Source organism: Rhizobium phaseoli, from assembly GCF_010668805.1.
Taxonomy (GTDB): Bacteria; Pseudomonadota; Alphaproteobacteria; order Rhizobiales; family Rhizobiaceae; genus Rhizobium; species Rhizobium phaseoli_A.
In genome coordinates this window covers 590,253-612,476 of record NZ_WUFT01000001.1, presented here as the reverse complement: position 1 = coordinate 612,476, position 22,224 = coordinate 590,253, and the positions used below count along the sequence as shown (strand labels likewise).

Here is a 22,224-nt window from a genome sequence, read left to right as displayed (position 1 = left end):
TTGCTCATCAAAGGTAGTTTACGAGACTCAACTGCTGGATCTTCGAGACGATCGTGTAAGCCGTTTCAAGCTGTGTTTCCAAAGTCTTGACGAGGGTCGAGGCTTCGTAGGGATCAACGCCCTGAAGATCGACGAGCTTGTTCTTGATGATGTTCGACTGGGCGTCGAGGGCGTCGTTGGACTTCTTGACGCGCTCCTGGGAAAGGCCGAGCTGGCTTGCCTGGGTCACGAGGCCGCTGGTCGCCTTCGTCGTGTAGGTGATCGCCTGCTTCGACACCGTGCTCATCGCATCGCTGCTGAGGTTCTGGCCGAGCAGCGCCGAGGTCATCACCGAGGCGAGCGCCATGTAGCGCATGCCTTCGGAATTGGCGTTGGTCGAGGATTCGATCACTTCGGAGTTGCTGATCCGGCTCGTCATGTTCTGGTTCGATGCCTGCGACCAACCGGTCGTCGCATTGGTCCAGTTTGCCTGGCTGAACATCGGCTCCACCGTCGTCGTGATGAAGGTGCTCATCTCGGTGCCGGTGAGAGCGCTGACCGGCTTGCCGAGGCCCGTCGCATAGGTGTTCAACTGTGTAACGATGGCCGCGCTCGTCGCCGCCGTCTTGTCCGTCAGCGGCTGCACATCGGTATTGATGCCCGAGAACAGATATTCGCCGTTCACCATGGTATTGGCCGTGTCCATCATGGTGGACAGAGCGCTGGTCGCCGATTGGATGGCGACGGTGATGCTGCCGGGATCATGGCTGCCCTGGAGCGCTGTCAGCTTCGAAACGAGCCCGTCGCCGACGTCCTTCATCTTGGAAAGGCCGAGCTGCGAGGATTCCATCCGGGCGGTGACCAGGGAATTGCTTGATTTGATCGAGTCTATCCTGTCGACCTCGCGGCTGAAGTCGACGCTTCTGGCGGCATTGCCGCCGAGCGAGACACCGATATCCGCATAGACTCCCGTCGTTGCTTCCATCGTTGCCTTGGTCATCTGGTTCTGCGCCTGACGGATTGTCAACCGCATCGCGTTCTGAATGGCCGAACTTGAAATAAATGAGCTCTTCATGGCTTAACTCGCAATATCCAGCAATGACTTCAGCATTTCGTCGACAGCGTTAAGGATCTTGGTCGCTGCCTTGTAGGACTGCTCTATGTCGAGGAGCAGCGTCAGTTCCTCGTCGAGATTGACGCCGGTCTCATTGGAATAGGCTTCGTCGGAGCGCGACAGCGCCGCCGAGGTGTTCTCCGCCGCCGTCGTGGCGTTGCTGCGGTACTGTTCGAGCCAGCCGAGGGAATTGGTGGCATATTCCATGATGCTGACGTTGGAATCGATGCCCGTCGTAGCGTCGAAACCGACCGCCGGTCCTGCTGCCGGGTCGAAATCGATGTCAGAGCCCAGCGCCGTATAGAGGCGATCGAGTTCCGTCGTATAACCGCTGAGGCCGGTGGGATTGAGGACGAGGCCGTTGGCGTTGACGCCGCCATCGCGCAGGCGCATGGGATCGCCGCCCTGCGAGGTGATAACGCGGCTGCTGACGGTGATGGTCGCCGCCATGCCTGCAACCGCGGTGGCGCCGGTATCGACCGTGCCGCCGCTCCAGGTAAAGAGGCCGGGCACATAGGTCGGCCCGGCTGCCGTGTTCTGCTCCTTGAAGAGCGAAACCATGCCTCGGGCGATTTCGTCGAGCTGTTTCTGGAAGTTCGGGGCGATCTCATCGCGGACTTGGAGCAGCGACTGGAGGCTCCCCTGCGCCGTCGTCGTCGATCCGCTGCCGCGCGGAAGTGCGACACCGTCGATATAAACCGAATTGCCGAGAGTGGTGGCGGTATAGACATCCTGAGACTTGAACGTCACCTTTCGCGGGACCGTCTCGAAAAGGATTGTCCCGTCGGAGGTGCTCAGCACCATGTCATTGTTGTCGCGTGTCGTCGTGTTGACGCCGACGATCTGCGAAATCTGCTTGAGAGCCTTCTCACGTTCGTCGAGAGCGCCTGAGGCATCCGCACCCGAGGCCGTGGCGGTCTTCACCGCATTGTTGGCCTTCTCGAACTGGCTAAGCAGCGTATTCAGCGTATCGACATTGGTGGCGATCTGCTTGTCGGCGTTGGCGCGGACGTCCTGAACGGAACTCGACGCGTTGTTCAGCGAGGTGGCAACGTCCTGGGCGGCAGTGATGGCGCCTTGGGCGGCGACGGTGCTGCCCGGCGTCGTGCGAAAAGCCTGAAGCTTCTGCTGGAAAACCCCGAGATAGGTGGATGGCGACGTTTCATAGTCGTTGCCACCCATGATCGACTTGAGGTCCTCGAGACCGCCGAGCAGGGCCTGCTGGGCGCTGTCCTGAGAGGAGGACTTCAGATATTGCCGCAACAGGGCATCTTCCTGTGCCCGGTCGATCTTGACGACCTGCGCGCCGTTCAAGGACGTGGTGAGCATCGCCTGCCGGCGCACGTAATCTTTGTTGCCCACATTCGAGATATTGTTCGATACGACACTGCTCTGCGTGCCGGTATTGTTGAATATGTTCTGCGCGGTATTAAGTGCGGATGTGAGCGACATGGCTTACTCGTTACCCCTGCTTATCTCTTGAGGTTGACGAGAACGTCCATGATGTCGGAACCCGTCTGGAAGACCTTGGAATTGGCGGTATAGCTGCGCTGCGATTCGATCATCTCGGTCAACTCGCCGGCGAGGTCGACGTTCGAACCTTCGAGAGCGCCCGACTTGATTGTGCCGAGGCCGTTGGTCTGCGGGAAGCCCGTGACGGTCACGCCCGACTGGCCGTTGGCGCTGTAGACGTTGCCGCTCATCAGCGTCAGCTTGTCGGGGCTTGCCACGTTTGCCAGCGGGATACGGTAGAGCGGCTTGGTGCTGCCGTCTTCATACTTGGCATAGACGATGCCGTCGCCGTCGATCGTGACATCCTTGACCGGCGTCGCCGCCTGGCCGTTCGGCGTACCGGTACCGGAAAAGTCGGCGCCGAGCTGCGTGAAAGCGGAGAAATCCATGGCGATCGTCTGTCCGGTCACCGGATCGACGATGTTAACGGCGCCGCCCGTGGTCAATTTGCCGTTGGCGTCGAAGTTGAGTGTTCCGGTGCCGACAGAGGCAGTCGTGTAGGGGAAAGAGGTGTTGCCGCCCACCGCAGCATCGGCGTTACGGAACATCGACACTTGCCAGCTGGCAGCCGTAGCCGGAGGTGCCGGCGGCGGGGCTGCTGCGACTGAGGTCTTGGTGAAATAGAAGTCGTACATCACCTTATTGCCGAGGCGGTCATAGGCCACCATCGAGACCTTCTTGGTGTCGGTTGTCGTGGTGGCGAGGTTGGCGCTCGGCAGCGTCGCAGGAGCAACCGGAGCGACCTTGGCGTTGGAATCGAGGTTGCCTTTGAAGACCCCTGATGTCGAGGCGATGGCGGTCAGGCCATCCTGAGTAACGTTAATGGGAACGAGGCCGTCGAAGCCGTTGACGACGACGGCTGGAGAGCCAGAGTCGTAGGAATAGCCCATCAGTTGGAAGCCGGCGGCGTTGACGAGATTGCCTTCATCGTCCTTCTGGAAATCGCCGGCGCGGGTCAGAACCGGCGTGCCGTCAGCGCCCTGGACGATGAAGAAGCCGTCACCCGAGATCGCAAGGTCGGTGCTCGAAGTGGTGTAGGAAATATCGCCCTGGTCGGAGACGGCCTGGCGGACCGAGCTTTGAACGCCGCCGGAGTTGTAGTTGCCGCCCGAGGAAGGCAGGACCAGCGACGAGAAGCTCGTCGACACCGCCTTGTAGCCGGAGGTGTTAACGTTGGCGATATTGTCGGCGACGGTGCTGAGGCGGTTCGCCTGTGCGTTCATCCCCGATACTGCCGTCTTCATGCTGCCGAAAATGCTCATCTGAAAACCTCGTTTTACCTGTTAAGCTCGAGAGTATTTGTCGGGCCTTGCGTGAAGCTGTCTGTGATGGCGCGCTGCGAGGCCAATATCGAGGTTCAGCCGGGCGCCGCCGCCCGGCCGGAAAAATCAGGACCAATCGATGCAGTAACCAAGGAAGCGCTTGGAATCGACCGGATCGACGCCGAGCTTTTTGCGCAGCTTCTTGCGCAGCTTCGAGATGTGGCTTTCGACGACGTTCTCCTCGACCTCTTCATCGAAGATGCCGTAGATGGCGTTGAAGATCTGGGTCTTGGTAACCCGGCGACCGCGATTGGCGATCAAATATTCGAGGATACGGCGCTCGCGCCGGGGAAGCGCGAAGACTTCGCCGTTGATCTCGGGGTCACGACCATCCGAGAAAACACGGATCCCGCCGATCTCGGTGTAGTTGGCGATCGCCTTCAGCCGGCGCCGGATCGCAGCCGCCCTTGCGAGGATTTCGCGAGGATGCACCGGTTTGCGCACCACGTCGTCGACGCCGCAATCGAACAGTGCAAGGGTGTTTTCCAACGAGTGCTGGTCGCTGACCGCAATCACCGGCGCCATCGACCGGTCCCGGATCGCCCGGGGCAGTTCGTAGTTACGCTGACCCTGACCGATCAGGAAGGCCTCGACTGCCGCTATATCGGAATCGGCAGCGGTCTGTACCCACTCGCCAAATTCCGTCGGATCAAAGCCGGTGGAGGGAATGCCCTCACGGCCAAACAGAGATGTGTATCCATCTTTTACGAGCTCACGCTCATCAACCACGACGATCATTCGTCCGCCTCCGAATCAGTGTGGCACTTCGATGATCCATGGGTACGAATCGCACGAATCGGCGACAACTCGTTAAAGTTAATGGCAGAAACTAATAATTGATTAAGATCCGTGTGGCGATTTGATCTATATCTAGTGGGTGGAACGGTTTATGCACACCAAAATTTCGTGGAAAAGTTAACGGTCTCTTAATTAAGACTTGCGCAGGTGATTCATGCCGGATTCCTGCCATATTGTGACACAGTTTCGTCACAATAGGCCACTTCCATCTTTAGTTGAGTCAATTTCGGCAAAAGTTACTCGCATTGGGAGTCCACTTGCCGTAGCCCGTAGCGACCAGATTGGCGATAACGCGGCAGACATATTGCTTCTGCGCGGGGTCGTTGTTGGGGCCTGCGTGGTATCTTGCTACCGCCATTGTCCATGTCTCGTGACGGTCATGCAGGTTGCGCAGGAATTTCGCCGCATACTCCACATTGCGATGCGGGTCGAACATATCTTCGGCCGAGCCGAAATTTTCGCCATGATAATAGTGGTTGATCTGCATGCAGCCGATGTCGATGAGCTTGGCGCCGCCGCTGCGGGCGACATCGAACTGCCTCATTGCATCCTGCTCCGAGGGCGGAAAGATCGCCTTGCCTTCGACGTTCATGGCGTAGGGATAAAGCGAGCCCTTGCGTCCGGTCTCCGTCAGCCCGACCGAATAGAGGATGCCCTCCGGGATGCCGTACTTGGCAGCTGCGGACTGGATTTCGCGCTCGCAGGCACCGGTAGAGGCGACCGCCTCAGAGGTAAACGCCGCCAGCGCCGCCGCTACGGCCAGCAGAAGCGTCTTCAATACCGGTCTCGCCTGCGCCATTGAAGCCCCCATCCGTCCGCTGTGTCGTCTGATTGTGGCGCTCGCGCGCCTCGCCGCCCTGCCCCTGCTGAGGGAGCGACTGCTGCTGGGAGGCCTGGCTTTGGCTGCCGGCCTGGTTGCCGGCGTCGCTACGCTCGACCGGCGCCATGCTGATGGTGACGTTGTCGACGGCGTAGCCTTGGCTGCGCAGAGCTTCGAGAATCTTGCCGTGATCTTCCTTCATCTGACGATACGCCGCGCCGGTTTCGACCTTGAGGTCGATGTTGAGGGCATCACCGGACAGGCGCATGGTCGCCGTCACCAAGCCGAGATCGAGCGGGTTCATCTGGATCTTCAACGTATTGACCACCTTGCCGGTGCTCGTCCATTCAGCCGCGTTGGAGAGTGCCGAGCTCGGCTCCATGGCACGCGCCCATTCGGAATCTCCGGAGAGAGCGGCAGTGACGGACGCGGAATTCGAATTCTGCATCAGGCCGATATAGCGGCGCGATTCAAGGACCGAAACATTTTCAACATCGGCCTTCTTCGAGCCGTCCTTCGGCCCGGCCTGATCGGTGCCGAGGTGCACATCCATCGACACGCCTCGGCCATCGGCGCGGCTGATCCTGAACGTCCTGCCGTCGGCGGCTTCGGCATTCTCCGATCCGGGAACCTTGACGTCATCCGCCTTGCCGCTGACGGCCGCCAGGGCGTCCGACGCATGGCCGCCTGCCTTGGCTTCGATACCATCGAGCTTCTTGCCGTCAGGTTTGACTTCACCGGCTTTGGCGGAGGTGTGATGCGCGCCTGCTGCCGTCGATAAAGCGACCGCCCCGTCGGTCGGTTCCTGCTTCAGCAAGCCGAGGACATCGGAAATGCCGCCGTCATCATCGTCGCCGTCCTTGTCCGTGTCGGTGTCCAACGCGTCGGCCCTAGCGTGTTTGCCGCCCTTGGCTGCCTGAACGACCTCGTCTGCCGAGCGGTCCTTTGGGTCGAGCTTGCCGAAGGCAAGATCCGCCGGCATTTTGACCGCGGCCTTTCCAGGCTTTGCCGCGACCTTTTCGGCATTGGCGATCGTTTCCGGCTGCACCCCAGCCTGCGCCTTCAGCGCGGCGTCGCCGAGATCGATCAACGGTTTTGCGCTGTTGCGGCCGCGGATCGTCCGCGCCACTTTCTCGGCGCTGCCATCAGCAACCGCACTCTGATCCGGCTGCGCATCGTCGGCGTCGTCATTGGCGGTACCGCCGCTTGCCTTGGCAAGCGCGTCGGAGAAGCCATTCTTTTGGCCGGCCGCATCGTCTTTTCCGGTCGGTCGCGCAGATTTCGCAATCGCGGCGGACTCCGCACCGGCGGCTCCGCCGGAAACGCTCATATCCATCATTGTTCGTTGCCTTCCTGCGCCAGAAGACCGTCGATCTCGTCGAGCTTGGACCGATTGGTCGTCACAAATGCGTTGAATGAGGGGTCGGTACCCTGGCTCTGGCCAGTCGATGCCACACCTCCCGGAACAGGCTCGGGAAGCGCGCCTGGCGCTCCCGGTTGCGTCACTATAGCCGCAGCCTTTTCAGAAGTGATTTCTTGATTAGATGTGTTAGGGTTTGAGACTTGCGTCAGGCTTGCCGGGTCGGGAGCGCGCAGGATCTGCTCGGCAACCGATCGCGCCGCGTCCTGCAGCGCCTGATCGCGCGGTGAAAGCGTGTTGCCGGCGATGTCGCTGACATTCTTCGCCGCCCGGTCGATATCCTCGGTGGGAAGGCCGGCCATGCCGCCATAGAAATTCGCCAGCGGACCGAAGGCATTGTCGGTGCCGCCGCCAAGCGACTGCACACGCTCGACCGCCATGTGGGCCAGCTCCGGCTTACCCGCGATCGCGGCAGCGCGGGCGATGCGCAGATAGACCTCGCGCTGGCGCGGCGGGTCCATGAAGGACAGGATGTCGATGACATCCTGTGGCTTCACGTCGTGATCGTGGCCGACGACGAGCGTGACGAAAAGATCGGCGAACTGGCTGGCATAGGGCGAATGCAGGAAGCGCCTGATATAACGCTGAGAATAGGCCATTCCCCTGTCGAGCATGCCCTTGTCGACGCAGATGGCGACCGAGCGGCGCAGCGCCGCTTCCTCGACGATCGTACCCGGCGCAGCAAGGCGCGCCTGGTCGTAGAGATCCAGTGCATCAGTCGGCTTCGTCGCAATCAGCACGTTGCCGCCGATCAGTGCGAGGTAAGGGCCGATCTTCTTGTCGCGGTATTCCCTGGCGGTTTCCTCCAGCGTCTTGGCGACGAGCAGCCCCTTGCCGCTCAGATATTTTCTGAGCACATCGGTAACACGGTTGTCGAAATATCCGTTGACGTCGTGGGCGATCAGATATTCCAGCGTTTGCGGATTGCCGCCGCTCATCGCGTAGATCAGCGCTGCGTCGACATTGCGGTCGTCATCGAAGACCGATGTATCGACGCTGCGCAACCGCTCGTCGATCGTGCTCAGCATGAAGCGCTGCATCTCACCGGCCGAATGATCGCCGGAGACCACGGAATCCTGCACGAACTGCAGCGACCGCATCATCTTGTACGGCTCGAGATCGTCCTGATCCTGCGCCCTGCCTGCGGCCGACGAAAGCAACGCCAAGCCGAGGGCCACAAATCCGACATAGCGATGCTGCCGACGCGCCATCCTGTTATCCATGATCCGCCTGCACCAGAATCTCGATCCGGCGGTTGGTCGCATTGAACGGGTCGGACGGCAGCTTCAGCCGACGGTCGGCGAAGCCCGAGACCTGGGAGATGCGCTTCTCGTCGAACCCGCCGCGCACGAGCATGTAATAGGCGCTCTGGGCGCGGTCCATCGAAAGCCGCCAGTTCTCATTCTGTCCGCCCTTGTAGGGGCGCCCGTCCGTGTGGCCGCGGATGGCGACCGCGCCACCCCTCTCCTTGAGGATCGCGCCGATCTTTTCCATGGCGAGCACCATCTCCTGGCGTGGAACCGCAGAACCGATATTGAACATCGAATCGTCGTTCTGGTCGGAGATGCTGACCAGCAATCCGCCTTCGGATGCCGTCACAGTCAGGCCTTCGGCAAGCTTGCCGGCGACGCCGCCGATCTGCTGGGCGATCTGCTCTTGCAACTGCTCGGCTTCCTTCTGCTGCTGCTCGGTCTCGGCCGCGCTCTTGTCGGCATCCTTCTGATGATCGGCGTCCTTTTGCGCTTCGGCCTTCTTATCGCCAGCCTTCTTATCCCCAGCCTTCTTGTCGCCGGGCTTTTTGTCATCCGGCGCCTTGCCGTCCCTGGCCTCGACCAAGTCTTTGTTTTCCTTGGTTTCCTGAGCGACGACCTTCTGATCGGTGGTCAGCGGTATCGGCTTCATATCCTCGACCTTGGCGATCTCGGTTGTCCCGCTCTCGGCCGCCTGCTCGTCGTTCTTGCCCGGAGGGGCGGACTTGCCGGCTGTCGTGACCTCGACCTGCTTCGTCCAAAAATCCGGATCGAAGGGATCACGATAGGCCTCGCCGCCATCGGCGCCGGTGGCCGGGCCGGAATCGGCGGCACCGCCATCGCCCTTGGCGCTGACATTGGCCTGCTGGCCGACTTCCTGCGCGATTTCGGCGAGAACCGAATAAGGATTTTCGAAGAAATCGGCCTCGGAATAATTGGTCTGGTCGCCTGATGTCGATGTCTGGTCGTCACCGTCCGCCGCCGATTTGCCGTCGTTCGGATTTTCTTCCTTCTGTTTCGACTTTTCCTGCTTCTCCTCGCCTTCGGCGTTGTCGACGGGCTTCTTCAGTCCCTTTTCGGTCGGCTTTTCGTCGGAGAGCTTGATCGGATTGAAATAGGTCGCGACCGAGGCCTTGGTCTCCTCATTGGCGGCGTTGACCAGCCACATGACCAGGAAGAACGCCATCATCGCCGTCATGAAGTCGGCATAGGCAATTTTCCACGCACCGCCATGGGCGCCATCGTGATCACCGCCGCCATGTCTCTTGACGATGATGATCTCGTTCTTGCCGTGGTGGTGGTTTTCGCCTTCGCTCATTCGAGAACTTTCTTCAAGCTGGCCGCCCAGGCGGACATACGGGTGACGATGACGGATTCACCGATTTCGACGGCAAGATCGATATCGTCAGTCTCAACGTGTCGAACCGCCCCGGCATGTTCGCCGAGTTCGGCCGTTAGGAGTTCGAAAAGCCGGGTCGGCCCGCGGACGACAATCGGGCCGGCAGCCCCCTCGAGGATCGCGTCACGCAGCAGAACGGCGAGGCTTTCGGCAGCCTTGGCGGCCAGCGCTTCGGTCATCACAGGCGCTAAGGCAACGGCGGCGCCGGCGCTGACCAGCTGTGCGACCTCTTCGGCGATATCGCGGATTCGGGAGCCAATGACCGCCGCCGCCTCGACTTCGTAGCGAAGCTTCAGCTCCTCGAGCTCACGTGCATGGACCTCGGCCAACGTCCGCACTTCGGCTTGGTATTTCTCGGTCAAATCAGCGGTGGCCGCGGCATGACCTTGCGCATAGGCTTCGCGACGCTCCACCTCGACGTCGATTGGCGGTTCGCTCGGCATTTCGGGAAAGCCGTCGCCGCCGAAATCGTCGATGTCGATAATCGGCGCTGACGGTTCCGGTTCACCGAAATCCTTCAAATACCGGGAAAGCGTAATGCTCATAAGAAACCATCCAGCATTCGGGAGGCATGCAGCATATCCACCCCCGCTCAAAACGACCTTGCGCGCCGGCATGTCGCTTCGAAACGGGCAAGGGCTTCACCTTGCGCCGGCACGGATTCGGACGATGCCTTCATGCCGGAAACTAGGAAGTCAAACTTGCGCGAGGATGAATGGCGCCGCCACCCGCGATCGCGCTCACCTTTATTCCAGCAGAATCAGAATCTTGCTCGAAGCCGTGTTGAGGATCGAGATTGCTTCGACAGCCATCTGCTTCTGGGTTTCGATCGCCTTCTGCCGGATCGAAGCCTCGTCCATGTCGGTATCGACGAGCGCACCGACGCTCTTGTCGATCGAATCGGCGAGATCGGCCGTGTAATCTATCTGATCGTCGATACGCGTCTTCATCACGCCGATCGAAGCAGCCGTCGTCGTCAGCGAGGAGAGCAGCGAGTCGGTCACATCAAGCATATCGGTGAGCTGCGCATCGGTCGTATTCTGGCCGATCGCAATTTCCGTCCCTGCCGCCGGCGTGGCCGAGTTGGCGTTCAGCAAGTAGTAGTTGCGCGCCGTCGCGCCGCTGTTGTTGATCGCATTGGCGTCGACCGCCTTGGTAAACAGGCCACCGCTCGCATTGTTCTCGTCGATGAGGATGGTCTGCGACGACGGGAAATCGATGGTCCGGGCCTGATATTCGCCGGTCGGAGCGCGCACGAAGCTTGAGATCACCGACCATGTCGGGGGCGCGGTGGTATTGCCGTTCAGCAGCCAGTTCTCGCCCGCAAACGAGGTCGATTCAACGACCGTCTGCAGTTGCTGTTTGTATTCGCTGATCTCGGCGTTGATCTTGTCCTTGTCGGTGCCCGGCTCTCTTGCCGACACCAGCTTGGCGCGAATCTGGCCCATGAGATCGATCGCCGAATTCATCGCCGTGTAGGTCGAGTCCACCTTGGCCGCGCCGAGACCGAGCGCATCCCCGATCGTCCCGAGATTGGTGCTGTCCGAGCGCATGACGGTCGCAACCGACCAGTAGGATGCATCGTCGGCGGCCGTCTCGATACGATATCCCGAGGACACTTGCTGCTGGGTCTGGCCGGCTTCTTTGTTGATGCTGCGCAGCACCGCAAGCGCATTCACCGCGGCCGCGCTGGTAATCTTAACGGTCATCGACAGGCTCTCGGAGTAAGGTAAAAGGGCAGGCCGGATTGCCGGCGGCGACTAAAATGGCGTCATGCCTCCGGCAGCGTTTCTACCGGCGTGTCGCAAAGCAAATCAACTCAAAGCGAGGTTAACTCGATATCAACCCGTTCGGCAAGAGCGCGGCGCCGAACTCGCCGCACTGATCACGATAGCAGGCAAGCTGTTGATATAAAAGAAAGAACCGCGCCGTTTCGGGCGCGGTCCGGGAGGCTTTTTGCTTGCTGCCGAACGATGGCGCAAGATTCGGTCCAGCTTCAGCGCCTGGCTTAGCTGCGGAATAGCGTGAGGATGTTCTGCGCGCTGGAGTTGGCGATCGACAGCGACTGAATGGCCAGTTGCTGCTGTGTCTGAAGCGCCGTCAACTTACTCGATTCCTCTTCCATATTGGCGTCAACGAGGCGGCCGACGCCCGAGTCAATCGAATCACTGAGGGAGCTGACGAAATTTTCCTGCAGTTCGATGCGCGTGGAAATCGAGCCGAGCTGCGATGCAGCCTTGGTCATCGAGTCCAGGCCGGCCTCGATCGACGTCAGCGCCATGGAGATCTCAACCGAGCCGAAGGTGGTGATGTCCATCGAGTAGATCGAACCGATTGTGCCGTATGATGTGCCGATAATCCCGGAGGTCGTCTCGATCGTACCGGTCGAGGTCATGCCGAAGAGAACGTTGCCCTGAGAGCTCGTGTCGAGGACGTAGTCCGTCGTCTTGACCGAGACATTGCCGCTGCCGTCGCGTACGAAAGTGGAAACGACGCTCTTGGTGCCGTCGGCGCCGGCAACCCAGTTTTCCCCGGAGAAGGAAGCCGATTGCCCAATGCTGAGCAGCTGCTGCTGCAACTGGCCGATTTCTTCCTGGACCTTGGCCTTGTCGACGCCCTTTTCGGTAGCGGCAACGATCTTCGCCTTGATTTCGCTGATGATGTCGATAGCACTGCTCATGGCGGAGTACGCGGTGTCGACCTTGGCGGCGCCGAGACCGAGAGCGTCGGAGACGGCGGAGAGCGCCTTGTTGTCGGAACGCATGGTCGTTGCGATCGACCAATAAGCGGCGTTGTCGGACGCTTTTTCGACACGGTAGCCCGACGATACGCGGTTCTGCGTAGCCTCGAGGCCGTCATTGATTCCGCGGAGTGTCTGAAGCGCGGCCATGGCCGCGACGTTGGTCAAAATGCTGGTCATGAAATGATTGCCCCTTGTCGGCAGATGGAAAAAAGGGACATTCCGGAACGTTACCGGGAACGGGGACCAGCCTCATGCCTGTTAACCGATTCTTAGATTTGGTTAACCCACCGTCTCGTTGACCTGAGAAGACAGCATTATGGTTAATCGATCGTTAACGGACATTAAAAAAACCGCGCTCCATAGAAGCGCGGCTTGTTGCTGGATGCCCGCCGGAGACCGGCGGGCCGATGTTTTCTGCGGTTATTAGCCGCGGAACAGCGTGAGGATGGTCTGCGAAGAGGAGTTCGCAATCGACAGAGACTGGACGGCCAGCTGCTGCTGGGTCTGCAAGGCGCTGAGCTTGGAAGATTCTTCCTCCATGTCGGCGTCGACGAGACGGCCGACACCGGAGTCGATCGAGTCGCTGAGTGCGGACACGAAGTTTTCCTGCAGTTCGATGCGCTTAGAGATCGAGCCGAGAGCAGCGCCGGCGCTGGTCATGGCCTTCAGAGCTGATTCGACGCTGGTCAGAGCCGTCTGGATGTCACCGAGGGTGAAGTTGGTGATGTCCATCGCGTAGATAGAGGCGTTCGAACCATTCGAGGTGCCGAGAATACCCGTGGCGGTATCGACCGCCCCGCCGCTCATGCCAAACAGAACGTTGCCCGCAGAGCTGTCGTCGAGAACGTAGTCGGTCATCACGACCGACACGGCGTTGGAGCCGTCGCGGACGAAGGAGGCAACGACGTTCTTGGTGCCGTCAGCGCCGGCCACCCAGTTTTCACCGGAGAAGGAAGCCGACTGAGCAATGCTGAGCAGCTGCTGCTGCAGCTGGCTGACTTCTTCCTGGACCTTGGCCTTGTCGACACCGTTTTCAGTGGCGGCAACCAGCTTGGCCTTGATGTCGCCGACGACGTCAATGGCGCTGTCCATGGCGGAGTAAGCGGTGTCGACCTTGGCGGCGCCGAGGCCGAGAGCGTCGGAAACGGCAGAAAGTGCCTTGTTATCCGAACGCATAGTCGTTGCGATCGACCAGTAAGCCGCGTTGTCGGATGCCTTGCCGACGCGATAGCCGGACGAAACGTGAGCCTGGGTTTCCTGGAGACCCTGGTTGATGCCACGGAGAGTCTGGAGGGCTGCCATTGCAGCATTATTGGTGTTGATGCTCGTCATAGTTTGCTTGCCCCTTGTTGGCAGATTTTAAGAAGGGACATTCCGGATTTTCGGCCGGCCCACAGCGATCAGCATCATGCCTGCTAACCATTTTTTGTTAAGGTTAACTCGCCGTTTCGATGGGCCTAGAAAACACCAAGATGGTTAAGGAAAGCTAAATCCAAATTGGAAATTACTTAAAAATATCTGACACTTAGAAGAGTTTTTATTAACCTTATGTTAAAACATTTCGCGGCCGGGGATGACCCGGCCGCGAAACTTGGAAGCCTTGTGCCGACCGGTCTTAGCGGAACAGCGACAGGATGTTCTGCGAAGAGGAATTCGCGATCGACAGCGACTGGATCGCCAGCTGCTGCTGGGTCTGCAAGGCGCTGAGCTTGGAGGATTCCTCTTCCATGTTGGCATCGACGAGACGGCCGATACCGGAGTCGATCGAGTCGCTGAGGGCGTTGACGAAGGTGTCCTGGTTGTCGATGCGCTTGGAAAGCGAGCCGAGAGCAGCACCGGCGCTGGTCATGGACTTCAGAGCCGATTCGACGCTGGTCAGAGCCGTCTGGATCTGGCCGGAAGTGAAGCTTGTGATGTCCATCGCGTAGATAGAAGCGTTTGAACCATTCGACGTGCCGAGGATACCCGTAGCGGTGTCGACCGAGCCGCCGCTCATGCCGAACAGAACGTTGCCCGCAGAGCTGTCGTCGAGAGCATAGTCGGTCGTGGTGACCGAAACGGCGTTCGAGCCATCGCGGACGAAGGAGGAGACAACGCTCTTGGTGCCGGAAGCGCCGGCCACCCAGTTTTCGCCGTTGAAGGAAGCCGACTGAGCGATGCTGAGCAGCTGCTGCTGCAGCTGGCCGATTTCTTCCTGGACCTTGGCCTTGTCGACGCCGTTTTCAGTGGCGGCAACGAGCTTGGCCTTAATGTCGCCGACGACGTCGATGGCGCTGTCCATGGCGGTGTAAGCGGTGTCGACCTTCGCAGCACCCATGCCGAGAGCGTCGGAGACGGCGGAAAGTGCCTTGTTGTCCGAGCGCATGGTCGTTGCGATCGACCAGTAAGCCGCGTTGTCGGATGCCTTGCCGACGCGATAGCCGGACGAAACATGAGCCTGGGTTGACTGGAGACCCTGGTTGACGCTGCGCAGCGTCTGAAGAGCGGCCTGTGCGGAAGTGTTCGTGTTAATGCTAGTCATAAATCTGTCCCCTGGAAACTAGATACAAAAAGGAGGACATACCGGACTAAGTACCGGCGATGACGGACCAGCTTCATGCTACTCGGCGCCTTTATTTGTTTGGCCCAAACCCGTCATGTCCAGGGCAATCTCGCAGCCAATGCTTGCCAACTTCTTAAAAACAGAGGGTCCGTGCCGGCTCCTTACATCGCATAGTTAATGCCGGCTGAATCTATTTCTTCGCATGCTAACATACAGGGAAAGAAACCGTTTTCTCTCAGGGAATGAAGCGTTTCATGAGGCGCACCGGTTTCAAGCAAGCTTCGCATGGCAATGTGGCAGGCGCCGGGATAGCACCATCAGACCGATCCACCCGTTTCCGGGGAGGACTGTCCGTGCGCGCGCCGGGCGATCGACAGCCATGCCAAAACATTTCCTTCACGGAGTTGGGTTTTGAACAGCAAAATTTCGTTCTCTGCGGCATCCAAGGATTACCAGCTGGGCCGCTACACACAGTCCCTGGCAACGCTCAACCAGCTGATGGATATCCAGCAGGACGCCAAGACCTATGCGCTGCTAGCCAAGAACCTCGTGCAGCTCGGCTTCAAGGCCGACGCCGCGAAAGCCTATGGTCTGGCTGGCAACTGCGAAGGACCGAACGCCTACGAATATCAGAAACAGGCTGCCAAGCTGCACTATGAGACCGGCAACGAGGACGACGCGCTGCTGATCGCCATGCGAAACCTCGCCAAGGCGCAGGAAGATGCGGAACTCGCCTTCATCATCACCGCGATCTATCTGAAGCGCCAGCAGCGCGATATCATCCGTCCGTTCAAGACCGTGCTGTCGGAAAGCATGAATCCCGATCACATGCGCCTGGCGGGCCTGCTGCTCAGCGACGATCTCAACGACGCAACCAACCAGAAGCTGGCGCGCAATCTCTTCAAGCGCTTTCCAGGCAATCACGCCTTCCGCTTTCTCCACCTCGTTTTTGCCCGCGAATTCAACGAATTCGAAGAAGCAGCCAAGCATCAGGCAGTGATCGACGCGGCCCTTGCAAAGGGTGATATCGAGATCCTACGCAGGGACAACCCGTTTTATCACCTGCACTGGTGCGGCAACGAGGACTTCAACCGCTATGCGACGATCGGCACCACGCCCCTCAACCAGGAACGGGTGAACTTCCGCCGCAACCAGCCGCACATCTGGTCGGACAAGATCCGCATCGGCTACATGTCGTCGGACTTCTGGGATCGCCATGCGACGATGAAGCTGCTGCAACGCATTCTCGAACTGCATGACAGGGAGCGGTTCGAGGTGACGCTCTTCTGCCATACAGGCCCGGAATTCCTGAAGCATAACGATACCGATCGTAGCCGCTGGGGCCGGATCGTCGACGTTCACGGCTTCTCCGACCCGGCGATGCTGGAGGCGGTGCGCGAGCACAATATCGACATCATGGTCGACCTGAAGGGTCATACATCAGGCAGCCGCGCGGCGGCCTTCAACATGCCGCTCGCACCGGTGCATGTCGGCTGGCTCGGCTTTCCCGGCAGCACCGTCAACATCGACCTGGACTATGTGATCGGCGACCATTCCGTGCTGCCCGAGGTGGCAAAACCTTTCTATCACGAGAAATTCTGCCGGCTGCCGGAAAGCTACCAGCCAAACGATCCGATGCATCGTCCGAAGCCGCGCGCCGTCACCCGTGAGCAGCTCGGCCTGCCGGAAGATGCCTTCATCTTCGCCTCCTTCAACGGCAACCGCAAGATTACGCCTGAGGTAATCGACAGCTGGTGCCGGATCCTCAAGCGCGCGCCGAACAGCGTGCTCTGGCTGATGGCGAACACGCCGCGCAACCAGGCAAACCTCTTGAAGCAGTTCCAGGCGGCGGGCATTTCGCCCAAGCGGATCATCTTCTGTCCGCGCGCTCCCTACGAACAGCACATCGACCGTCAGCAGGCGGCCGACCTCGGCATCGACACCTTCCCCGTCAACGGCCACACGACCACCTCGGAGCAGCTCTGGGGCGGCCTGCCGGTCCTGACCGTCAAGGGCACCAACTTCGCCTCACGCGTCAGCGAGAGCCTGCTGCGGGCCATCGATCTACCCGACCTCGTCGCAAGCGACCTGCAGGACTATGAGGATATCGCCGTCGAACTGGCCGAGAATCCCGGGCGGATCGCCGAATACAAGACACATCTCAAGGAGAAGCGCTATATCGCGCCGCTCTTCGATGCCGAACGGTTCTGCGACCATCTGGAGCAGGCCTATGAAATCATGGCCGCGCGCGCCAAGCAGGGTCTCGCACCCGACCACATGGACATTGCGGCGCTGCCGCCGCGCACCGCGCCGTTCGCGGCGGAGTGAGGCTCATAACTGCCATGAAAAACCCCGCCGGAGCGATCCGGCGGGTTTTCACGTTTTGGGAAAAGGCAGGGGCAGCAGCCGCTCAGTTGAATGAGCGCACCAGGCTGCCGACAAGCAGGTTCCAGCCGTCGATCAGCACGAAGAAGAGAATTTTGAACGGCAGCGAGATCGAGGTCGGCGGCAGCATCATCATGCCCATCGCCATGGTGATGGTGGCGACGATCAGGTCGATGACGAGGAACGGCAGGACGACGAGGAAGCCGATCTCGAAGCCGCGGCGAATCTCGGAAATCATGAAGGCCGGGATCAGAACGCGGTAGTCGATCGGGTCGGTTGTCTGAATATTCTGTCCGCGCTCACGCGCCAGATCGACGAAGAGCGCCAGATCCTTTTCGCGGGTATTGGCCGACATGAAGGTGCGGAACGGTTCGGCGATCCGCTGGACCGCCTCGGTCTCATTGATCTGATTGGCAAGCAGCGGCTGCACGCCGTTCTGCCAGGCCTGATCGAAGGTCGGCGACATGACGTAGAAGGTCATGAACAGCGACAGCGACAGAAGGATCATGTTGGAGGGGGTCGAGGAGAGCCCCATGCCCGAGCGCAGGATCGAGAAGGCGATGATGAAGCGCGGGAAGCTCGTCACCATGATCAGGATGCCCGGCGCGACCGAAAGAATGGTCAGCAGGCCGAAGGTGCGGATGATCCAGGCGGCGACCGAGCCATCGACCGGCACGTTCAACAGGTTAGTCGGCAGCTGCTGTGCCACCGCCAGTTCCGGTACCGCTATCATGGCGGCAAGGAAAACTATGAGACGAATCATTCGATGACAAAGGTCCTGAACATGACCTTCGATACGCGCCCTTGCGAGCGAAGGTCAACACGTTCCTGTATGTCATCCTTGAGATATTGAAAGCCCCGCGGCCCCTCGATCTGCTGCAGGGAAACGGTCCTGATATATGCGAGGATATCCTGATGAATATCCTCGGAAACCTTGACATCCGGCGGCCCGTTGAAGAGCAGCGCGACCTCGAGTCGGACCCAGTTTTCGGAGGGGTAAGCCAGATTGGAGGTGATCGGCTCGAGCTGGACGACGTTGTTGGCCTCCGTCGAGATGTGGGCCAGGCCTTCCTCGCCCTTTTTCTTAGCTTCGGCGTCCTTGGCCTGCTCGGCCTCCTTGGCGCCCTTGATGTTGGGCGCGACGATCGTGCCGACCGCCCAGCCGCCGACGGCGCCGAGCAGCGTCAGGACAGCAACGCCGATGATCGTCATCAGCGCGCCGGATTTCTTCTTTGATTGATCTGCGCTTGCGTCTGGCTCTGCCATCGTCGTTCAGCCTCAAAGCGGCGAGAAAAGATCGACGGCCTGCTGGCCGCGCGGAGGCTGCTGCACTTCCATCAGACGGCCGCGGCCACCGTAGGAGATGCGGGCTTCGGCGATCTTGTCGTAGGAGATCTGGTTTTCGGCATTGACGTCCTGCGGACGAACGATACCGGCGACGTTCAGGATACGCAGTTCCTGGTTCAATCGGACTTCCTGCGAGCCCGATATCACGAGGTTGCCGTTTTCGAGAATGCCGGTGACGACGGCGGCGACCAGAAGCGTCAGCTTGTCGGTGCGCTCGATCTTGCCCTTGCCGTCGGTGCTGGTGTCGGAGCCATAGGTCAGGTCGGTCTTGGACTCAGGCGTCCAGCCGAAGATCTGGGCGTTGACGTCCCAGTTCATGCCGCTCGAATTCTTGCGGCTGCGGTTGGTCTCGTTGTCGAAAGAGCCCTTGTCGTTGATCTGAATGTCGACGGTCAGGATGTCGCCGACGTTGAGCGCGCGCGCATCCTTGAAGAGCGCCGCCTGCGAATCGCTCCACAGCGAATAACCCTGCGCCACAGCGCGCGGCTGCTTCGGATAAAGCGCCATCTGCGGCGTCTGGCCGTAGGCAAGGCCGCTGCCGATCGGGCTCATGGCAGGCGCACGGCCGATTTCGCTGACTGCCGTCGGAGACTGGCAACCCGCAAGGAGTGCGAGGGCGGCAATCGCGGCCGGGAGACGCATATTCATGAAGGATCCTTCGACGTATTGGGATCGGACGCACTGGCGATGACGCTGGCGATGGCCGCGGCCTTCTTCGCGTCCATCTCGTTGAGGATGAGGCTCGACTGACGCGGTCCGAGCCGCATGATCACGGCGGAGGCCACCTCGATCTTCATATCCTGCAGCTGGAGTGCGGCCACATCCGGCTTCATCTTCTTGTAGATCTCGGTGAGGCCGGCTTCCGCCTGCTTCAGGAAATCGTCGCGCCGCTTCAGCCAGTCCTGGTATTCGGCCTTGCGCTTGTCCATTTCCGCCATGCGGGCGTCGATGTCGGCGCGAAGCTTTTCCAGCTCCTGCTTCTGCAGGAGGTAACGCTGGTCGCGGGCGGGGTCGGCGATGTTGGTGCAGAACTGCTTGACCTCGTCCTGGGAGATGATGTCTCCCGCCGGCGCATGCTCCTGCGCGAAGGCGCCCGGGATCGACAGAAGGACGAGGCCTGCTGCCGGCAGCGCCAGCCGGCGCAGCAATTGCAGGACCGTCATGTCAGAGTTGATGATCTTTATCATTGCAGCACAAGCTCCGCCTGCAGGGCGCCTGCCGACTTGATGCCCTGGAGAATGGCGATGATGCCATCCGGTTTCACGCCGATATTGTTGAGACCGGCGACGAGGGTCCTGAGGTCGGGACCGTCGATGATGGCAACGCGCCCGCCGGTCTGCTCAGCCGCGATATCGGTCTGCGGCTGGACGGCGGTCCGGCCCTGCGAGAAGGGTTCGGGCTGGATGATCTGCGGCGTCTCGGTAACCTGAACCGTCAGTGTGCCGTAGCTGACGGCAACCGGCGAAACGCGGACGTCCGAGCCGATGACGATCGTTCCGGTGCGCTCGTTGATGACCACCTTGGCCGGCGTATCAGTTTCGACGATGAGATTTTCGAGGTCGGCCATCAGCCGGGTGAGATCGGCCGTGCGCGGCTTCTGGATCACCACTTCCTGCGAATCCTTGGCTTCGGCGACCGGGCCGCCGAAGCGTGCCGAGGCATAACCGTTGACGATGTCGGCGATGCGGATTGCCGTCGAGAAGTCGGGGTTGCGCAGCTGCAGGACGAGATTGACCGAATCCTTGAAGCGGGACGGAAGTTCGCGTTCGATGATGGCGCCGCCCGGCACGCGGCCGGCGGTGGTGACGCCTTCAGTCACGGTCGCGGCCTGGCCCTGGGCCTGGAAGCCGGTGACGATGGCAGCGCCCTGCGCGACGGCGTAGATCTGGCCGTCGGCGCCGGAAAGCGAGGTCATGACGAGTGTGCCGCCGCGCAGCGACGTTGCGTCGCCGAGCGAGCTCACCGTCACGTCGATGCGGCTGCCCGGGCTTGCGAAGGGCGGCAGGTTGGCGGTGACCATGACGGCCGCGGTGTTCTTGGCGTTGGACTGGCCGCCTTGGGTCGAGATGCCGAGATTCTGCAGCATCGCCCGCATCGACTGCTCGGTGAAAGGCGAGGCGCGGAAGCCGTCCCCGGTTCCCTGCAAGCCGACGATCAGGCCATAACCGATCAGCTGATTGTCGCGGCCGGCCTGAAGCGAAGCGATATCCTTGATGCGGGAGGTCAGCGCCCAGGCGGGCGCGACGTCGGCCAGGCTCATGGCGAGGACCGCGACAAGGGTCAAGAGACGGAAGAACAATTTCATTTTGCCCTCACATGGACCGTGCCGTCCGCAAGCACCGTGCCGCTGACGATAACGCCGGAATCCATATTGCGTGCGCGCACGACCTGCCCGGTTGAGCCGTCTTCGAGCGGCGAGCCGGCAGCCGAGATCGTCATCGGGCCGAGCGAAAAAACCAGGCGGATCGAAGATCCGCGAGTCACCGTGTAGGCTTCGCGCAGAGCCGAAACCGAAATCGTCCGGCCCGGCAACAGCGTGCGCTTGGAGACCAGGCCTTCGACCTGGGAAATGGATTTGGCAAAATCTCCGGCGAGATTGGGGTTGGTGACCTCGACCTCCTGAAGCTGGCTCGCCGACAGTGTGTCGCCGGGGTAGATGATCGTCGTCGGGACGACGGCATAACCCATGCCGGCACCCGCGTCCGCGGGCAAGAAAATGCCCGCGACTGCGATCGTGGCTGCCGCCACCCATCCTGAGATGTGTCCTGCCCGGCAAAACATCATGTTTCGGCCCTTCCCTCTACTTCAGGTTCTTGCTGACGACGGTGGCCATTTCGTCAGCGGTGGTGATGACCTTGGAATTCATTTCGTAAGCGCGCTGGGCCGAGATCAGCTCGGTGATTTCCTTCACCGGGTCGACGTTCGAGGATTCCAGATAACCCTGCTTCATGTAGGCGAAACCCTCCTCGTCGGGATTGCCGACGACGGCTTCGCCGGAGGCAGCCGTTTCCTGGAAGAGATTGTCGCCGATCGGCTGGAGGCCGGCCTCATTGACGAAATCGGCAAGCGTCAACTGGCCAAGCGTGGTCGCGGTGGTCGCGCCGGGCAGCTTGGCCGAAACCTGGCCGGAGCGGCTGATCGTCAGCTCGGTCGAGCCCGTCGGAATGGTGATGCCGGGAAGGACCTCGTAGCCGTCGATGGTGACGAGCTGACCCTGCTCGTTCTTGTTAAAGGCGCCGGCACGGCTGTAGAGCGTCGTACCGTCGGTCGACTGGATCTGAAAGAAGCCCTTGCCGATCAGCGCCACGTCGAGGTCGTTGCCGGTCTGGGTCAGTTCGCCTTGGAGATGCAGATTGCGCACTGCCGAGGTCTGGACGCCGAGGCCGATATTGGCGCCTTCCGGGACGACGGCCTGGTTGGCGCGGTTGGCGACACCCTTGGCGCGTTCGGTCTGGTAGAGAAGATCGGAGAATTCGGCGCGAGCGCGCTTGAAACCCGTCGTATTGATGTTGGCAATATTGTTCGCGATGACTTCCAGATTGGTCTGCTGGGCATCCATGCCCGTTGCTGCGATGGCGAGCGCTCTCATGTGT

General features: G+C 60.4%; 21 protein-coding genes. 1 reads left to right on the top strand and 20 read right to left on the bottom strand.

The features are described from left to right. Nucleotides 1-7: 7 nt before the first annotated feature. The 13 genes from GR197_RS03140 to GR197_RS03080 form a co-directional block, all read right to left on the bottom strand. Nucleotides 8-1,054, bottom strand: coding sequence for a flagellar hook-associated family protein (locus GR197_RS03140; RefSeq protein ID WP_164006556.1), 1,047 nt, complete (start codon nucleotides 1,052-1,054; stop codon nucleotides 8-10). A gap of 3 nt (nucleotides 1,055-1,057) precedes the next feature. Next, nucleotides 1,058-2,545, bottom strand: a complete 1,488-nt coding sequence (gene flgK, locus GR197_RS03135; RefSeq protein ID WP_164006555.1) for a flagellar hook-associated protein FlgK — start codon at nucleotides 2,543-2,545, stop codon at nucleotides 1,058-1,060. A gap of 20 nt (nucleotides 2,546-2,565) precedes the next feature. Further along, the gene (locus tag GR197_RS03130) at nucleotides 2,566-3,867 is read right to left on the bottom strand and encodes a flagellar hook protein FlgE (protein ID WP_164006554.1); all 1,302 of its coding nucleotides are present in this window, start codon (nucleotides 3,865-3,867) and stop codon (nucleotides 2,566-2,568) included. 126 nt (nucleotides 3,868-3,993) lie between these two features. Further along, nucleotides 3,994-4,665: a transcriptional activator Rem gene (rem, locus tag GR197_RS03125; RefSeq protein ID WP_164006553.1), complete on the bottom strand. Its 672-nt coding sequence runs from the start codon at nucleotides 4,663-4,665 to the stop codon at nucleotides 3,994-3,996. 280 nt (nucleotides 4,666-4,945) lie between these two features. Continuing rightward, nucleotides 4,946-5,503: a lytic transglycosylase domain-containing protein gene (locus GR197_RS03120; RefSeq protein WP_164006552.1), complete on the bottom strand. Its 558-nt coding sequence runs from the start codon at nucleotides 5,501-5,503 to the stop codon at nucleotides 4,946-4,948. After that, nucleotides 5,451-6,884, bottom strand: a complete 1,434-nt coding sequence (locus GR197_RS03115) for a flagellar hook-length control protein FliK (protein ID WP_164006551.1) — start codon at nucleotides 6,882-6,884, stop codon at nucleotides 5,451-5,453. The genes GR197_RS03120 and GR197_RS03115 overlap by 53 nt, the downstream gene beginning before the upstream one ends. Next, entirely contained in the window at nucleotides 6,881-8,176 is a 1,296-nt protein-coding gene (motC, locus tag GR197_RS03110; RefSeq protein WP_164006588.1) for a chemotaxis protein MotC, read from the bottom strand. The genes GR197_RS03115 and motC overlap by 4 nt, the downstream gene beginning before the upstream one ends. A 4-nt stretch (nucleotides 8,177-8,180) precedes the next feature. Beyond that, nucleotides 8,181-9,533 carry a MotB family protein gene (locus GR197_RS03105; protein ID WP_164006550.1) on the bottom strand — a complete coding sequence of 451 codons (1,353 nt, stop codon included), beginning with the start codon at nucleotides 9,531-9,533 and terminating at the stop codon, nucleotides 8,181-8,183. Next, nucleotides 9,530-10,159, bottom strand: coding sequence for a hypothetical protein (locus GR197_RS03100; protein ID WP_164006549.1), 630 nt, complete (start codon nucleotides 10,157-10,159; stop codon nucleotides 9,530-9,532). Before GR197_RS03100 ends, GR197_RS03105 begins: the two co-directional genes overlap by 4 nt. A 201-nt stretch (nucleotides 10,160-10,360) precedes the next feature. Continuing rightward, nucleotides 10,361-11,323, bottom strand: a complete 963-nt coding sequence (locus GR197_RS03095) for a flagellin (RefSeq protein ID WP_164006548.1) — start codon at nucleotides 11,321-11,323, stop codon at nucleotides 10,361-10,363. Nucleotides 11,324-11,622: 299 nt separating this feature from the next. Then, nucleotides 11,623-12,534, bottom strand: a complete 912-nt coding sequence (locus GR197_RS03090) for a flagellin (protein WP_164006547.1) — start codon at nucleotides 12,532-12,534, stop codon at nucleotides 11,623-11,625. Between the two features lie 246 nt (nucleotides 12,535-12,780). Further along, nucleotides 12,781-13,689, bottom strand: coding sequence for a flagellin (locus GR197_RS03085; RefSeq protein WP_164006546.1), 909 nt, complete (start codon nucleotides 13,687-13,689; stop codon nucleotides 12,781-12,783). A 283-nt stretch (nucleotides 13,690-13,972) separates the two neighbouring features. Next, entirely contained in the window at nucleotides 13,973-14,878 is a 906-nt protein-coding gene (locus GR197_RS03080) for a flagellin (RefSeq protein WP_164006545.1), read from the bottom strand. Between the two features lie 432 nt (nucleotides 14,879-15,310). On the opposite strand from GR197_RS03080, the gene GR197_RS03075 reads away from it, so the two are divergent. Further along, nucleotides 15,311-17,227 carry a glycosyl transferase gene (locus GR197_RS03075; protein ID WP_164006544.1) on the top strand — a complete coding sequence of 639 codons (1,917 nt, stop codon included), beginning with the start codon at nucleotides 15,311-15,313 and terminating at the stop codon, nucleotides 17,225-17,227. 82 nt (nucleotides 17,228-17,309) lie between these two features. Here the strand turns inward: GR197_RS03075 and fliP are convergent, their stop codons facing one another. From fliP to flgG, 7 genes are read right to left on the bottom strand one after another with little or no spacing between them, the layout of a single operon-like run. Further along, a complete protein-coding gene (gene fliP / locus GR197_RS03070) occupies nucleotides 17,310-18,047 on the bottom strand; it encodes a flagellar type III secretion system pore protein FliP (RefSeq protein ID WP_164006543.1) in 738 nt (245 codons plus the stop codon). After that, the gene (locus tag GR197_RS03065; protein WP_164006542.1) at nucleotides 18,044-18,550 is read right to left on the bottom strand and encodes a flagellar basal body-associated FliL family protein; all 507 of its coding nucleotides are present in this window, start codon (nucleotides 18,548-18,550) and stop codon (nucleotides 18,044-18,046) included. The genes fliP and GR197_RS03065 overlap by 4 nt, the downstream gene beginning before the upstream one ends. Nucleotides 18,551-18,562: 12 nt before the next feature. Continuing rightward, nucleotides 18,563-19,279 (bottom strand): flagellar basal body L-ring protein FlgH, encoded by a 717-nt coding sequence (flgH, locus tag GR197_RS03060; protein ID WP_007633287.1) that lies wholly within the window; start codon nucleotides 19,277-19,279, stop codon nucleotides 18,563-18,565. Further along, on the bottom strand, nucleotides 19,276-19,818 hold the full coding sequence (locus GR197_RS03055) for a MotE family protein (RefSeq protein ID WP_164006541.1): 543 nt from the start codon (nucleotides 19,816-19,818) through the stop codon (nucleotides 19,276-19,278). The genes flgH and GR197_RS03055 overlap by 4 nt, the downstream gene beginning before the upstream one ends. Continuing rightward, nucleotides 19,815-20,936: a flagellar basal body P-ring protein FlgI gene (locus tag GR197_RS03050; RefSeq protein ID WP_164006540.1), complete on the bottom strand. Its 1,122-nt coding sequence runs from the start codon at nucleotides 20,934-20,936 to the stop codon at nucleotides 19,815-19,817. The genes GR197_RS03055 and GR197_RS03050 overlap by 4 nt, the downstream gene beginning before the upstream one ends. Further along, the gene (gene flgA, locus GR197_RS03045; RefSeq protein ID WP_164006539.1) at nucleotides 20,933-21,415 is read right to left on the bottom strand and encodes a flagellar basal body P-ring formation chaperone FlgA; all 483 of its coding nucleotides are present in this window, start codon (nucleotides 21,413-21,415) and stop codon (nucleotides 20,933-20,935) included. The genes GR197_RS03050 and flgA overlap by 4 nt, the downstream gene beginning before the upstream one ends. A 16-nt stretch (nucleotides 21,416-21,431) precedes the next feature. After that, the gene (gene flgG, locus GR197_RS03040; RefSeq protein WP_164006538.1) at nucleotides 21,432-22,220 is read right to left on the bottom strand and encodes a flagellar basal-body rod protein FlgG; all 789 of its coding nucleotides are present in this window, start codon (nucleotides 22,218-22,220) and stop codon (nucleotides 21,432-21,434) included. Nucleotides 22,221-22,224 lie beyond the last annotated feature (4 nt).